We start from the raw sequence: 14,130 nt of genomic DNA on the forward strand, positions 1-14,130 counted from the left end.
GGGCAGGGGTGGGCGTGGCAGGGGTCTGCGCTCGGCTGTCTTGCGCCGCAAGACCTCCCGCTGCTGCCGCGATCAGCACGGCAGCAAGAGGCAGACAGGCGGTTCGGCGGATGGAGGGCGCGGCCATTCTCGCCAAACGGCCCGTGCGCGGCGGTGTTCCTATTGCTGGCGCTGCCGCTTGCGTTCAGCCATCTCGCGGTCGCGCTTGAGGGTGACGACGTCAACGATTTTCGCGCGCGGTATCATCCACCACAGACCGGCGATGAGCCACGCGAGAACCCCCGCACAGAAAAGAAAGACACCGAAATAGAAATCGGCGCCTGCCGGTTTCGCTTCGACATGGCGAGCGAACCACACCACCAGCGGTCCAAGAACCGCCAGCCCAACGGCGAACTGCGACCATCCCGCTATGCCCCGCGGCACGATGGTGAAACTGCCCGATCCACGCCGGTACATGACAAAGGGCTTTTCCTTGTCACGCATCTCTTTGTCCTGCGACCATGCCTCTTGATTGACACTACCGTTACAGAATCTTGCGCTGTTAAGCAACAAGGGCAGGGCGCGAGGGCGTGCGCAACTTGCGAAATATAAAAGGTTTTCCTTCGCTACGTAGTTTCCCCAGGGGCGGAGGCCGAGGGCGGGCGCCCACGCCGCGCAGGCTGGGCGCGGGCCACCTTGATCCCGCGCCGTGCCAGCGCCTCGCGCAGCAGCACCTCGATCTCGGCGTTCACGCTGCGCAGCTCGGCATCGGCGAGCCGCTGGACCGCATCGTGAAGCGCCGGATCGAGGCGCAGGGGAAAGGCTTTCTTCTCGGCCATGACCCGGTCAGTAGAGCGACCCTGCATTGACCACCGGCGTGGTGTCGCGTTCGGAGCACAGCACCACCATCAGGTTCGAGACCATCGCCGCCTTGCGCTCGTCATCGAGCTGGACGACATCCTTCTCCGAAAGCTGGGTGAGCGCCAGCTCGACCATCGTCACCGCGCCCTCGACCAGCTTGGCGCGCGCGGCGATCACCGCTTCGGCCTGCTGGCGGCGCAGCATCGCGCCGGCGATCTCGGGAGCATAGGCGAGGTGGGTGAGCCCGCATTCATCGACCGTGATCCCGGCCACCTGGAGCCGCTCGATCAGCGCCATGCGCAGCTCGGCGCCGACTTCCTCGTGATTGCCGCGCAGCGTGATCTCGAGATGCTCGATATCGTCGTAAGGGTAGCGCGAGCCGATCGCGCGGACCGCCGCTTCCATCTGCGCGGTGACGAATTCGCGATAGTCGTCGACATCGAACAGCGCCTGCGCGGTGTCGGTGACGCGCCACACGACCTGAGCGGCCATCTCGATCGGGTTGCCGCGCGCGTCGTTGACCTTGATCTTCTCGCTGATGACATTGTTGGCGCGCACCGCGATCTTCTTGCGCGCGAGCCACGGCAGCACCCAGCGCAGGCCCTCGTTGCGGTCGGTGCCCTTGTAGGCGCCGAACAGCTGGATCGCGGCGGCCTCGTTGGGGTTGATCATGTAGAAGCCGGTCAGGCAGAACAGGCTGAAGAAGCCCGCCACGCCTGCGCCGATCAGGTACATGCCGTGCGGCGGGCCTTCACCGCCCACTGCGGTGAGGAACAACCAAACGGCCACCGCGGCGAGTGCGAGGCTGAGCAGCAGCATCGCATAGCCGCTCTGGGTCGCGGCCGGATATTCGCGGCTGCGGTTCAAGGCGGGGGTATCAGCAGAGGACATGACGAATCTCCATTTCCCGATATAATTGTGATATCACTTTTATATCGTGGATCAGATTCGTCAAGCCGATTTCGTGCGCTCCCTCACCAGCGGGCCTTGCATCGCCGCTTGGCGCGCGGGGCGGTTTGGCTGTAGCACGTGCATCGGGCAGGCCTGGCGCGCGAAAGGGGGGTGCGATGGATAGCGGCGACAACACGGCTCCGGGCACGCACCCGCTGCTGTTCGTCAGCTATTCGCGCAAGGATCTGGAGCGCGCGCGACCGGTGATCGACCTGCTCGAAGGATCCGGGTTCGAGGTGTGGTGGGACGGACGGCTGGAGGGCGGCGAGAACTATCTCCAGACCACCGAAGCCGCGCTCGAGAATGCCGCCTGCGTGGTGGTGCTGTGGTCGGCCACGTCGGTGGCCTCGCACTGGGTGCGCGACGAGGCCCAGCGCGGGCGCGAGCGCGGATGCCTGGTGCCGCTGACCATCGACGGAACAATGGCACCGCTCGGTTTCCGCCAGTTCCAGCTGCTCGACATCAGCGGCTGGGATGGCCGCGCCGAGAGTGCCGAGGCAGCGCGCATACTCGTGGCGGTGCGCGCGCGGCTGGGCGGCGAACCGGGCGCGCCGGCCATCCCAGCCGGACAGCCGCCGGCCCCGCTGCCTCCTGCGGCTCCCACGGCGCCGAGCCCCGCGCTCTCTCGCCGCACGCTGGTGCTGGGCGGGATCGGCCTTGCGGCGGTCGGGGGCGGGATCGGCGCGTGGCAAACCGGCCTGTTCGGCAGCCCCGCCTCGGCGGCGATCTCGATGGTGGTGCTCCCCTTCGCCAACGAAACGGGCGACCCGGACAAGAAGTTCTTCTCCGACGGCCTCGCGCGCGAGCTGCGCACCATCCTGTCGCGCAACCCGCGCCTCAAGGTCGCAGCGCCCACCTCCTCGAGCGCGATCGCGGGGGCGGACGATTTCGAGATCGGGCGCAAGCTCGGGGTCGGCAGCATCCTGCGCGGCAGCGTCCAGCGCGACACGGCGCGGGTGCGCGTGACCGCCGAACTGGTCGCGGTCGAGGGCGGCCTCGTGCGCTGGGCGGAAACCTATGACCGCGCGCTCGAGGATGTCTTCGCGGTGCAATCGGAAATCGCCGAGACGGTCGCCCTGTCGCTAGTCGCCGAGATCGCCACCAACCGCGAGGCGGCGCAGGCCGCTGCCGCACAGAAGGACATTGGCGGCACCCAGTCGGTCGCCGCCTACGAGGCCTTCCTGCGCGGCTTTGCGCTCTATGACCTCGGAGCAGGCGAAGAGACCGACCGCGCGGCGCTTGCACAATTCGACGCCGCGATCGCGCTCGATGCCAGGTATGCCGCCGCCCATGCGATGCGGGCGACGATGCTGTCGGGCATTGCCAATGCGGCGACCGATCAGGCCGAGGTGCGCGCGCTCTATGACCAGGCGACCGGCGCTGCCGAGCAGGCCATCGCGCTCGAGCCCCGGCTGGCGCAGGGGCACATCGCGCTCGGCTTCGTCCTCAGCAACGGGCAGTTGAACCGCCGCGCCGCCTTGCCGCATTACCAGGCCGCCGAGAAGCTGGCCGCGGGCGATGCCGACGGCCTGCGGGCCGTTGCGACCTTCTATTCCTACGGGACCGGGCAGGCGGCCGAGCGCGAGCGGGCCCGGCAGATGATCGGCGAGGTGCTGGAGCGCGACCCGCTCAATGCCCGCGCTTTCCGCTCGGCCGGCAATATCGCGCTGTTCGGGCGCGATTATGCGGCGGTGATCGAGCACATGGAGCGGGCCCTCGCGCTCAATCCGAGCCTTGCGAGCGCGCAGTTCGCCATCGCCATCGCCCGGCTGATGCAAGGCGATGCGGCGGCCGCGCTGCTTGCCGCAAAGGTCGAGCGGGTGCCGATCTTCCAGCTGACGGCGCGCGCGATTGCGCACGCCCGGCTCGGCGATGCGGCGGCGGCCGATGCCGCGTTCGCCCGGCTAGTCGCCGATTACGGCGATGCCGGTCTCTACCAGCAGGCGCAGGTGCAGGCCCAGCGCGCCGCACCGCCGGTTGCGCTCGCGCTGCTCGAGAAGGCCTATGCCGCGCGCGATCCGGGATTGCTGTGGACCGGCAACGATCCCATGCTCGATCCGCTGCGCGCCGAGGCCCGGTTCAAGGATTTGCTTTCGCGGCTCGGGTCGTGATAGCAAATCTTCGCCCGGAACAGGGGGCTTGATGAGGGGAAAAGCGAAATGAAGAAGATCATGACGTTCGCGGTTGCCGCCGGGGCGGCGCTGGCGCTGTCGGCCTGCGGTGGCCAGAAGGAAGAGGCCCCCGCGGCCGAGCCGACCGCCGAGGAAATGATGATGCCTGAAGTCACCGAGACCCCGGCCGCCGAAGCGACCGACGAAGCGGCCGCTGCCGCCGAAGGTCAGGAAGGCACCGGCAACCCGATCGGTCCGGGCAAGTCCGCGCCGGGCGCGACGGCCGAATAACCTAGCGTGAATTGAAGCCCCGTGCGGGCGGGCGGCCTGAGGGCTGCCTTCCCGCGCGGGGCTTTTCCTGTGGCGGTCACCGCGACCGGTTCGCCGCGGCGCCGGCCTTGAAGCCCGGCAGATTGTCCTCCAGCCACTGCTGCACCCGCGGGTGCCCGATGCGGATGTAACGGCTGGGAACTCCGGTCGTACTGCACTTCTCCCCGCTGCTCACCACGCCGATCAGGGTCGGCACGCCGCGCTGGTCCTCGTAGGTGACGAGCGGCCCGCCGCTGTCGCCGGTGCAGGCCTGTTCGCGGTTCGCGCCCATCGCACACAGCACCGAATCCCTGCGCCAGTCGCGATAGGCCGTGCGCGCGGTGCAGGCCGCGGCATCCTCCAGCTGCAGCTTGACCCCCTGGAGGACCTTGGCCGGGGTCGGATCACTGAGCGACTGGCGTCCCCAGCCGAAGGCGAAGACCGGCGCGGCCGGGCGGACCGGCCGCTGCTCCAGCGTGCGCGTATCGACCGCGATGCGCCGCGCGCCGAAGGCGAAATCGCCCTTGGTGCCGCGCTTGGGATCGTATTGGACCAGCGCGACGTCGAACTGATACGTCGCGGGCGAGAAGTCCGGGTGCCGGATCACCCTGACGATCGGATAGGTGTTGCCTTCGTTCGCGGCGGGCTCGATCACGCCGAGGCGGATGCGGTAATCGTGTTCCTCGATCCTGAAGCCCTGATCGAAGGTGCAATGCGCGGCGGTCATGATCCAGCCGGTCGCGACCACCGATCCCCCGCACGCCTCCCGGATGCCGACCTGCTGGCGGCCCAGCACCGCCGGACGCCACAGCAGCGCCTGGAACGGGGCCAGCTCGACCCGGTTGACCGTGAACCCGCCGATCGAGCGCAGAACGGGTCGGCACAGGCGATCCTCATAGGTGATGCCTTCCCAGATCACCGCATTGGAAGAGCATTGCCGCACCGGGGCGGCGCGCGCCGCGCTGGCGCGCTCCTCGGCGGCGAGACGCGCGGCTTCGGCGATCTCCTCGTCGGTCATGTCCGGCGGGGTCATGCCCACGGCGGGCGGGAGCGGGGCCGCGGGATGGTTCTGCCTGACGAGCCATTCGCACGCGGCCTGCCGGTCCGCATCGCACAGGTCGACATAGAGACCGGCGGCGCGGCCCGTGTCCTGCGGGAGGACATAGCCTGTGGCCAACTGGTCGGCGAGCGTCTCGCACGAGGCCGCCTCGCCGGCCTTGCAGCCGCGCGCCAGCAGTCCATCGGCCCGCGCCGCGGCCACGCCGCGATCGGGCTCGCCGCGGCCGTAGAGGAAGACCTCGCCCGCCGGATGGCAGGCACCAGGCGTCCCCGCCTCGCAGGCGGTGGCCAGCAGCGCCGCGCCGCGCGCTTCGTCGCGCAAATCGGTATTGCTGCGCGCAAGAATCAGGCCGAGACCGAGGCACCCGACCTGATCGCCGCTCCCGCAGCGCGCCGCGAGGGCGGGTTCATTACGGACATCCTCGGCGCTTGCGCAGGCGGATGCGTCGCGCCGGCATGCCTTCTCGAACCAGGCGAGGGCGGCGGGGCGTGCCGCAGCCCCTTGGCCGAGTGCCGCATTGCCGAGTCGGGTGCAGTCCTCGGAGCCGCCCGCCTCGCAGCCGAGCGCGGCGTATTCGCGGGCGCGCTGCCCGGCGTCACCCGTGGCTTGCTTCCTCCAATAGGTCTCAGCATTGTTGCACGAGGCAGGATCGCCCGCGCGGCACAGCCGGTCGAGCAGGGCGAGTGCTTCGCTGCGATCACGCGCACTGCGGGTCTCGGCCGTCAGCAGCCCGGCGAGCGCGCGGCAGGCCGGGGTGCCGCCGGTGTCGCATGCGGCGCGGTAGCGGGCCTCGAACGCCGCGGGTTCCGCGGGTGCGGCGCCCTCGCACGCGGCGGCAAGTCCCAGCGTGCAGGCGCGTGCGAACAGCGCCGGCGCTTCGGCCCGGCGGGCGGAATCATTGTGGGTGCCGAGCAAGTCGCCCAGCACCGCGCAGCCCCTCGCATCGGACGCATTGCACGCCTTGCGCAGGATCACCTCGGCGACCGGGCGATTGCGCTCCACCCGCGCCTCGCCCCAGCGATAGGAGACCGCAAGGTCGGTGCACGCGGCGATCACGCCGGTCTTGCACGCAGCCTCGGCGGAGGGCGGATCGTAGTCGGGTTCGGCCAGTGCCGCCCCGTAGCGGCCGACGAACCGGGGGTAATCCGCCCTCCCGTCATCGCCGGGATAGGATTGCCGGAGGTCGGCCGGGGCAGCGTTGACCCCGTCCTGTGCGGCAAGCGGCAGATCTGCCACCATCGCTGCGAGCATGACCGCGAGCCGGACCACCACCTTGCCGCGCATCGTTCCGCTCTCCCCCTCGCGCAACCTCGTGTGATTTATGCGCTTCCCGCTGTCCCGCGTCAAACCGTCAGCGCCCTTGCGCTTCGCGCTTGTAAGCGGACGCGGGGTGCGATTAAGCACGGGAGGACGCCCCGGAGCTTTGCGGCGGGGCGAGGGGGAGCATGTTCGTCTCGATGCCAGCCACCAGCCTGCCTGACCCGGTCCGTGCCAGCTGGCAGCCGCACCTCGCGCTCGGCATAACCGGCCACCGCGCCACCAACCCCGCCTATTCCGCCCACGCCGCCGCGATCGCCACCGCGCTCGAGGCGCTGTTCGACCGGATCGATGCGATCTGCGCCAGCCTTCCGGGAACGCGCGGGCAGGTGCGGCTGCACAGCCTGCTGGTCGACGGCACCGATCAGGTCGCAGGCGAGCTTGCCCTGGCGCGCGGCTGGGACCTTGCGGTGCCGCTGCCTTTCGGGCCTGCGCTCAACGGCGCGATCAATGCCCACCCCGAAACCCTCGCCGATGTCGACGCGCTGCTCGGAGGGCGGCCCGCGGCCGATCCCGCAGTCGAAGCCAAGGCCGCCGCGATCCGCGCGATCACCGCCCGCGCAAGGCTGTTTGCGCTCGCCGACCGCGACGCCGAGATCGAGGCGCTGTGGCGCGCACACCTTGCCGCCCCCGAGGATCGCGCTGCCGCGCGCGCCTTCGAGGCACTGGCATCGGACAATGTCGCGCTGGCCGGGCGGGTGATGATCGAGCACACCGATCTTGTCATCGCCGTGTGGGACGGCAAGGTCCCCAACCTCCCCGGCGGCACCGGCCACACGGTTGCCGAGGCCCTGAAGCTCGGCGCGCCGGTGTTGCTGATCGATCCCGCGCGGCCCGACACCTGGCGCATCCTCAGCCGTCCCGAGGAATTGGGCCTGAGCGCTCCGGCCGATGCCGCGCCGGACCAGGACCGTCTCGAGGCGATCATCCGCGCTGCCGTGGTGGTGGAGGGCTGGAGCCCCGATCTGCTGGCACGCGAACGCTGGCGTCCGCGATCGAGCCGCGCTTTCGGCCTCTACCGCCGGATCGAGCGGGTGTTCGGCGGCGGCGGCGGGTGGTTCGGCTCGCTGAAGGCCACCTATGAAGCGCCCGACGCCATCGCCGCCGGCAGCGGGGCGGGCATGATCGCGGCGGCCCGCGCGATGCCGGGGGCAGATCCCGCCGTCACCCGGCAACTCGCCGAGGACGTGATGCCGATGTTCGCCTGGGCGGACGGTGTCGCCAATCGGCTCGCCGATGCCTATCGCAGCGGCATGTGCGTGAACTTCGTGCTGGCGACGCTCGCGGTTATGGTCGGCATCCTGTTCCTGCCTTCGGGTATGGCCGATTACAAATGGGTGTTCGCCCTTGTCGAACTGCTGCTCTTGGGCGGCATTCTGGCGATGACCGCGGCAGGATCGCGGTTCGGCTGGCACCGGCGCTGGTTCGCGACTCGGCGCGTGGCGGAATATCTGCGCCATGCGCCCGCGCTGCTGCTGCTCGGCGTGGTGCGGCCGACCGGGCGCTGGCCGAGAGGCGGCGGCGCGGCGCGCTGGCCCGAGCATTTCTCCCGCCACGCACTGCGCGCCGTCGGCCTGCCGCAGGTCGCGGTGACGCGCGGCTATCTGCGCAGCGGCCTTGCTGGCGCAGTGCTGCCGCACGTGACCGGGCAGCGGACCTACCACATCGCCAAGGCGCACAAGCTGGAGACCGTCCACCACCGGCTCGACAAGGCGGCCGAGACCTGCTTCGCCCTCGCGGTCGCCTCGGTGCTGGCCTATCTCGTGCTCAAGGGCGCGGGCGTCGCGGGCTGGGTGCCCAAGCACCTTGCAAGCGATCTGTCGCCGTTCTTCACCTTCGCGGGCGTGGCTTTCCCGACCTTGGGCGCGAACCTTTCGGGCATCCGCTATTTCGGCGATTTCGAACGCTTCGGCGCAATCTCCCGGGTGGCGGCGGAAAAGCTCGGCGCGATCGAGGAGCGGATCGGCCTGCTGCTGTCAGGGGCGGACAGCCGCATCACCTATGCGGCGGTCGCCGACCTGATTCATACGCTCGATGAGGCCGTGGTCGAGGAGATCGCGAGCTGGCAGGCGGTGTTCGGCGCCAAGCACCTCGCGCTGCCCGCCTAGGCGCGGCTGGCGCGCATCGCCCTTGCGAACAGCCCGCGGCGGGCCCGGCCGCCGATGGCGATGGCGAAGGAGGCAACCTCGCGTGCGGCGGGCCACAGGATGTCGGCGCCGGGATTGCAACCCGCGCCCACATCGAAGCGGGTCAGGCCTTCGAGCGCGGCAAGCTCGGTCACCCGGCGCACCAGCAGGCGGTGCGGGGCAAAGGCGGCAAGGCGGGCATCATGCGCGCTCGCCAGGCCATAGCCGCGCCGCTCGGCGACCAGCCAGGCGGACATGGCGACGATGGTCTCGCCCGCGCTGAGGCTCACCAGCCGCACGGCCCCGCGGCGGTGGCCTTCGCGGATCGCGGCGCGCAGGAGTTCGGGGGCGGGCCGCACGATCCCGGCCCCGCGTTCGAGCGCGAGAAAGGCCGCAAGCCACGGTTCGCAATCGCCCGCCCGGCTGTGCAGCGCCAGGCGCACCGGCCCGCTATGCTCGGCGAGCCGCGCCTCGAGGCTTGCGAGCCGCTTCTCGAACACGGCCACCGCGCGCGGATCGCCCGGCTGGCCGGCAATCCGCGCGCGGCGGATGATGCTGGTGCCGGGCGCGAGGAAGCGGCCCTGCTCGGCGCATAGGCTGGCGAGCGCGAAGGTCGCGGGATCGTCGAGCGGCAGGTCCTGCAGGATCAGCCCCGCGGCAAGGCCTGGCCGGCGATCGAGCCGGGCGAGCAGCGCCGCCCAGAAGGCCCGCTCGGCGCCGGGCCGCAGCAGCGGGGTGCCGATCCCCGCCGCGGGGTTCTGCCAGCTGCGCAGCACCGGCAAGGCGCCGCGCCGGCCGAGGCCGAGCGGCAGCACGCCGAGCCACGCGCCCGCCGCATCGCAGGCGGTCGCCAGCCGCAGACCCTCGCCGGCGAGCGCCAGCGCGGGGGCCATCAGCCAGTCGGCGGCGAAGATGTTGCCGGGTGCGGCCTTGGCGCTCAGCTCCGCCCAGCATTGATGCTCGGACAAGGTGAGCTGGCCCGCGTGGAGGAGCTCCGCGCACAGCCGGTCGTCCCCCGCCAAGGGGGTGAAATCAGGGTGCCCGCCCGCTGCCACGCGCCCAGCGCGCAGCCCTTCGGGCGGCACCGAGATGGGGTCGATCAGCGACATGATTGCGGCCCTGTGCGAGAAACCCTGCTCGATATTTCAGGGCTTTACAGAGAAGCGGGTGAAAGGCCGGTTAACGCTGGGCCTTAGCCATGCTGGCATGCGGGCGAGGGGTCAATAGCCGCTCGCCTGCCCGTCCTTGCGCATTTCGGTCGCGCCCGTGTAGACGCCCGTCGCCGGATCGCGGGTGATCGCCTGATAGCCGCCGAAGGGGATGCCGGTGTTTTCGACCTCGACCTTGTGACCCATCGCCCGCAGCGCCTCGACCGTGGCGGCGGGGATGCCGGGTTCGACCTGCAACACGCCGAGCATGTCGATGGGCGCGGTATCGGCGAGGCTTCCTGCCAGCGCATCGGTCGGCTGGCGCCCACCGTCGTGGTGGAGCCGCGCTGCGTCGCCCGCTTCCTGCAGGTTCATGCCGTAGTCGATGAGGTTGACCAGCACCTGCACATGCCCCTGCGGCTGCATCCCGCCTCCCATCAGCCCGAAGCTCGCCCAGGGCTTGCCGTCCTTCCTGATGAAGGCCGGGATTATCGTCTGGAACGGGCGCTTGGCCGGGGCATAGGCATTGGGGTGCGCGGGATCGAGGCTGTAGAGCTCGCCGCGGTCCTGGAACATGAAGCCGAGCCCGTCTGGCACCAGCCCCGCACCCATGCCGCGATAGTTGCTCTGGATCAGGCTGACCATCATCCCGTTCCTGTCGGCGACGGTCATGTAGGTGGTGTCGCCTTCGCCCTCCAGCTTGGGAGCGATCAGCGCGCCGGGGGTGAAGGCCGGGGTGGCCTTGGCCGGGTCGATCAGGGCGAAGCGCTGCTTGCCGTATTCATCGGTGAGCAGCTCCGCCGGGGTCTTCGCGAAGGCCGGGTCGGCATAATAGCGCGCCGCATCCTCGAAGGCGAGGCGCTTGGCTTCGGTGATGTAGTGCAGCACCTCGGCGCTCCCGCGCTCCCACTGGGCGAGGTCGACGTTCTTCAGGATGTTGACCATCTGGAGCGCCGCGAACCCTTGCGAATTGGGCGGCAGCTCGCACAGCTCGTAACCCTTGCGATAGGTCACGCAGGCGACATCCACCCATTCGCTGCGATGCGCGGCAAAATCGGCGAGAGTGAAGGCGCTGCCCTGGCGCTGGAGGTAGTCGACCATCACCTTGGCGAGCGCGCCCTCGTAGAATGCATCGCGCCCGCCGGCAGCGATGGCTTCGAGCGTGCGCGCCAGATCGGGGTTGCGGAACATCTCGCCCGCCTTGGGCGCACGGCCATTCTTGAAGTACGTCGCCCGAGCGTTGGCGAGATCGAACGGAACGAGCTTCTGCAACCGCTCGAAGGTATTGAGATTGCGATCGAAATACATCGCGATCACCGGCGCGACGGGGTGGCCCTCGCGGGCATAGCGGATCGCGGGGGCGAGCACCTGCTCCATCGGCAGCCTGCCGTAGCGCGCGTGCATTTCGAACCATGCATCGACCGTGCCGGGGACGGTGACGGGGAGCGGGCCGACCGGCGGAATGCCGGGCGCACCATCCGGGAGCTTGGCCTTGAGTTGTTCCAGCGTCTGACCAGCGGGCGAGCGGCCTGAGCCGTTGAGTCCCACGAAATCGCCGCTCGAGGGATCCCAGATGATCGCGAAGAGATCGCCGCCGATGCCGTTGCCGGTCGGCTCCATCAGTCCGAGGGCCGCGTTGGCGGCGATGGCGGCATCGACCGCGCTGCCGCCTGCCTTGAGAATATCGAGCGCGATCTGGGTTGCCAGCGGATGGGCGGTCGCGGCCATGCCGTGCGGGGCGACCACCGGGCTGCGGCTCCACGCCGCCCCCACCGGCCGCGTGCCGGGACCGATGCCCTTGGTCGCCTCGGGCGTGGTGCCGGTGTGGGCGGGCGCCTGCTGCGCGGCCAGCGGCGCGGCGATGAGGGCAGAGGCGGCGAGGAGCAGTGGGCCAAGTTTGCGCATGGGCACACCCTAGGCGGGTCGTCCCGCCGATCAAGCATCAAGCGAGAACCCACGAAAAAGGCCCCCGGTTTCGCCACCGGAGGCCCCTTTCTGCATCAGCGGTTCAACGCTCAGGCGTGATACTTGGCCCAAGTCACATCGAAGCGGTCCGCGTTCATCACCTTGGTCCAGGCCGAGATGAAGTCGCACACGAACTTGCCCTCGTTCCCGCTCTCGGCATAGACCTCGGCCTGCGCGCGCAGGATCGAGTTCGAGCCGAAGACGAGATCGGTGCGGGTCGCGCGCCACTTTTCCTCGCCGGTCGCGCGGTCGACGCCGACATATTCCTCGTCGCCGCTGTCATCGACCGGCGACCACTTGGTCCCCATGTCGAGCAGGTTGCGGAAGAAGTCGGGCGTGAGCTTGCCGGGGGTTTCTGTCAGCACGCCGATGCGGTGGCCGTGGTGCGCGTGATCGCTCACCGCGCCCAGCGCCCGCATCCCGCCGACCAGCACGGTCATCTCGGGCACCGACAGGCCGAGCAGATGCGCCCGGTCGATCAGCATCTCCTCGGTGCGGACCTGCGCCTTGGTCTTGAGGTAGTTGCGGAAGCCATCGGCGAAGGGCTCGAGCGGTTCGAAGCTCGCCGCGTCGGTGTGCTCTTCGGTCGCATCGCCGCGCCCGCCCATGAAGGGCACGGTCACGTCGAAGCCTGCGTCCTTCGCCGCCTTCTCGACCGCCGCCGAGCCCGCCAGCACGATCGCGTCGGCCATGCTGAGGCTGCCGCGATGCGCTTCGATGGTGTCCAGCACCTTGGCGAGTTCCGCCGGGTCATTGACCGCCCACGAACGCTGCGGCTCGAGCCGGATGCGCGCGCCGTTGGCCCCGCCGCGGTGGTCGGAGTTGCGGTAGGTCGAGGCCGAGGCCCAGGCCGCCTTGACCAGTTCGCGGACCGAAAGGCCGGAGTTCAGGATCGCGTCCTTGAAGCGCGCGACTTCGGCGTCCGAAGGCGTCGTGCCGGCCGGAACCGGGTCCTGCCAGATCAGCGTCTCTTCCGGCACTTCCGGCCCGAGGTAGCGGATCTTGGGCCCCATGTCGCGGTGGCACAGTTTGAACCATGCGCGGGCGAAGGCATCGTCGAGCGCCGCCTGATCGTTCAGGAACCGCTCGGAAATCTTGCGATATTCCGGGTCGTTCTTGAGCGCCATGTCGGCGGTGGTCATCATCGTCGGCACCTTCTTCGACGGGTCGCGCGCGTCGGGGGCCATGTCCTCGGGATCGGGGTTGATCGGCTGCCACTGGTGGGCACCGGCGGGCGACTTCACCAGCTCGAAGTCATACTTGAACAGCAGCCGAAAGTAGTCGTTGCCCCACTGGGTCGGGTTGGGCGTCCAGGCGCCCTCGATCCCCGAGGTGGTGATGTTGCCCGCAGCGATCTCGTCGGCATCGTTGAGCCAGCCGAAGCCCATCAGGTGCAGGTCCTCGCTCTCGGGCGCGCCGCCGAAGGTGTCGGCGGGGTGCGCGCCGTGTGCCTTGCCGAAAGCGTGCCCGCCTGCGGTGAGGGCGACGGTTTCCTCGTCGTTCATCGCCATCCGCGCGAAGGTCTCGCGCATGTCGCGGGCCATGCCCTCGGGGTCATGCGGGTTGCCCTGCGGCCCTTCGGGGTTGACGTAGATGAGACCCATCTGGATCGCGGCGAGCGGGTTTTCGAGCGCGCGGCCTTCCTTGGGGTGGATGCGGGTGGGGACGCCCTCGTTGACCCACTGCTCCTCGGTGCCCCAGTAGACAGACTCGGGCTCGAACACGTCGGCGCGGCCGCCGCCGAAGCCGAACACCGGGCCGCCCATCGATTCGATCGCGACATTGCCGGTGAGGATGAAGAGGTCCGCCCAGCTGATGTTCTTGCCGTATTTCTGCTTGATCGGCCACAACAGGCGGCGGGCCTTGTCGAGATTGCCGTTGTCGGGCCAGGAATTGAGCGGAGCAAAGCGCTGCTGGCCGCTGTTCGCGCCGCCGCGCCCGTCACCGGTGCGGTAGGTGCCCGCCGCGTGCCACGCCATGCGGATGAAGAAGGGGCCGTAGTGGCCATAGTCCGCCGGCCACCAGGGCTGGCTGTCGGTCATCAGCGCGGTCAGATCGGCCTTGAGGGCGTTGTAGTCGAGCGCGTTGAAGGCTTCGGCATAGTCGAAGTCCTCGCCATAGGGATTGGCGCTCTTGCCCTGTTCGGTCAGGATATCGACCTGCAAGGCCTGCGGCCACCAGTCGCGGTTGGTGCGGCCCAGCAGGTTGCGCATCTCCATGCTGCCGTGGAACGGGCAACCCCCGCTCATTTCTCCGGTTTTTGCGTCCATGATAGTCTCTCCTCTGACATGGCGAAATGCAGA

10 protein-coding genes are annotated in these 14,130 nt (G+C 69.5%); 3 read left to right on the top strand and 7 right to left on the bottom strand.

Annotated features, from left to right (window positions below):
• Positions 1-159: 159 nt before the first annotated feature.
• The 3 genes from AX708_RS07410 to AX708_RS07420 all read right to left on the bottom strand — a co-directional run bounded on the left by AX708_RS07410 (position 160) and on the right by AX708_RS07420 (position 1,659).
• On the bottom strand, positions 160-483 hold the full coding sequence (locus AX708_RS07410; protein ID WP_066531404.1) for a hypothetical protein: 324 nt from the start codon (positions 481-483) through the stop codon (positions 160-162).
• A 122-nt stretch (positions 484-605) separates the two neighbouring features.
• Positions 606-818: an Arc family DNA-binding protein gene (locus tag AX708_RS07415; protein ID WP_066531406.1), complete on the bottom strand. Its 213-nt coding sequence runs from the start codon at positions 816-818 to the stop codon at positions 606-608.
• Between the two features lie 7 nt (positions 819-825).
• The gene (locus tag AX708_RS07420; protein ID WP_197426194.1) at positions 826-1,659 is read right to left on the bottom strand and encodes an SPFH domain-containing protein; all 834 of its coding nucleotides are present in this window, start codon (positions 1,657-1,659) and stop codon (positions 826-828) included.
• Positions 1,660-1,907: 248 nt separating this feature from the next.
• Between AX708_RS07420 and AX708_RS07425 the strand changes: the two genes are divergently transcribed.
• Positions 1,908-3,902: a TIR domain-containing protein gene (locus AX708_RS07425; RefSeq protein ID WP_066531409.1), complete on the top strand. Its 1,995-nt coding sequence runs from the start codon at positions 1,908-1,910 to the stop codon at positions 3,900-3,902.
• A gap of 48 nt (positions 3,903-3,950) precedes the next feature.
• Positions 3,951-4,193, top strand: a complete 243-nt coding sequence (locus tag AX708_RS07430; protein WP_066531410.1) for a hypothetical protein — start codon at positions 3,951-3,953, stop codon at positions 4,191-4,193.
• 76 nt (positions 4,194-4,269) lie between these two features.
• Here AX708_RS07430 and AX708_RS07435 read toward each other — a convergent pair whose 3' ends face one another.
• Positions 4,270-6,555: a trypsin-like serine protease gene (locus tag AX708_RS07435; RefSeq protein WP_066531414.1), complete on the bottom strand. Its 2,286-nt coding sequence runs from the start codon at positions 6,553-6,555 to the stop codon at positions 4,270-4,272.
• 161 nt (positions 6,556-6,716) lie between these two features.
• Between AX708_RS07435 and AX708_RS07440 the strand changes: the two genes are divergently transcribed.
• Positions 6,717-8,696, top strand: a complete 1,980-nt coding sequence (locus AX708_RS07440) for a DUF4231 domain-containing protein (protein WP_066531416.1) — start codon at positions 6,717-6,719, stop codon at positions 8,694-8,696.
• On the opposite strand, the gene AX708_RS07445 is transcribed toward AX708_RS07440, so the two are convergent.
• The 3 genes from AX708_RS07445 to katG form a co-directional block, all read right to left on the bottom strand.
• Positions 8,693-9,823 (bottom strand): GNAT family N-acetyltransferase, encoded by a 1,131-nt coding sequence (locus tag AX708_RS07445; protein ID WP_066531418.1) that lies wholly within the window; start codon positions 9,821-9,823, stop codon positions 8,693-8,695. The two genes, AX708_RS07440 and AX708_RS07445, sit on opposite strands and share 4 nt — an antisense overlap.
• 111 nt (positions 9,824-9,934) lie before the next feature.
• Positions 9,935-11,767, bottom strand: a complete 1,833-nt coding sequence (ggt, locus tag AX708_RS07450; RefSeq protein ID WP_066531420.1) for a gamma-glutamyltransferase — start codon at positions 11,765-11,767, stop codon at positions 9,935-9,937.
• Between the two features lie 110 nt (positions 11,768-11,877).
• On the bottom strand, positions 11,878-14,097 hold the full coding sequence (katG, locus tag AX708_RS07455; protein WP_066531422.1) for a catalase/peroxidase HPI: 2,220 nt from the start codon (positions 14,095-14,097) through the stop codon (positions 11,878-11,880).
• Between the last annotated feature and the right edge of the window lie 33 nt (positions 14,098-14,130).

Source organism: Erythrobacter sp. CCH5-A1 (genome assembly GCF_001557115.1).
In the GTDB taxonomy this organism is placed as follows: Bacteria; Pseudomonadota; Alphaproteobacteria; order Sphingomonadales; family Sphingomonadaceae; genus Erythrobacter.

What these genes read in the sequence shown, in the direction of transcription:
- katG (WP_066531422.1), bottom strand. Translation starts at nt 14,097, where the DNA reads ATGGACGCAAAAACCGGAGAAATGAGCGGGGGTTGCCCGTTCCACGGC.
- AX708_RS07415 (WP_066531406.1), bottom strand. Translation starts at nt 818, where the DNA reads ATGGCCGAGAAGAAAGCCTTTCCCCTGCGCCTCGATCCGGCGCTTCAC.
- AX708_RS07435 (WP_066531414.1), bottom strand. Translation starts at nt 6,555, where the DNA reads ATGCGCGGCAAGGTGGTGGTCCGGCTCGCGGTCATGCTCGCAGCGATG.
- AX708_RS07420 (WP_197426194.1), bottom strand. Translation starts at nt 1,659, where the DNA reads ATGCTGCTGCTCAGCCTCGCACTCGCCGCGGTGGCCGTTTGGTTGTTC.
- AX708_RS07440 (WP_066531416.1), top strand. Translation starts at nt 6,717, where the DNA reads ATGTTCGTCTCGATGCCAGCCACCAGCCTGCCTGACCCGGTCCGTGCC.
- AX708_RS07425 (WP_066531409.1), top strand. Translation starts at nt 1,908, where the DNA reads ATGGATAGCGGCGACAACACGGCTCCGGGCACGCACCCGCTGCTGTTC.
- AX708_RS07410 (WP_066531404.1), bottom strand. Translation starts at nt 483, where the DNA reads ATGCGTGACAAGGAAAAGCCCTTTGTCATGTACCGGCGTGGATCGGGC.
- ggt (WP_066531420.1), bottom strand. Translation starts at nt 11,767, where the DNA reads ATGCGCAAACTTGGCCCACTGCTCCTCGCCGCCTCTGCCCTCATCGCC.
- AX708_RS07445 (WP_066531418.1), bottom strand. Translation starts at nt 9,823, where the DNA reads ATGTCGCTGATCGACCCCATCTCGGTGCCGCCCGAAGGGCTGCGCGCT.
- AX708_RS07430 (WP_066531410.1), top strand. Translation starts at nt 3,951, where the DNA reads ATGAAGAAGATCATGACGTTCGCGGTTGCCGCCGGGGCGGCGCTGGCG.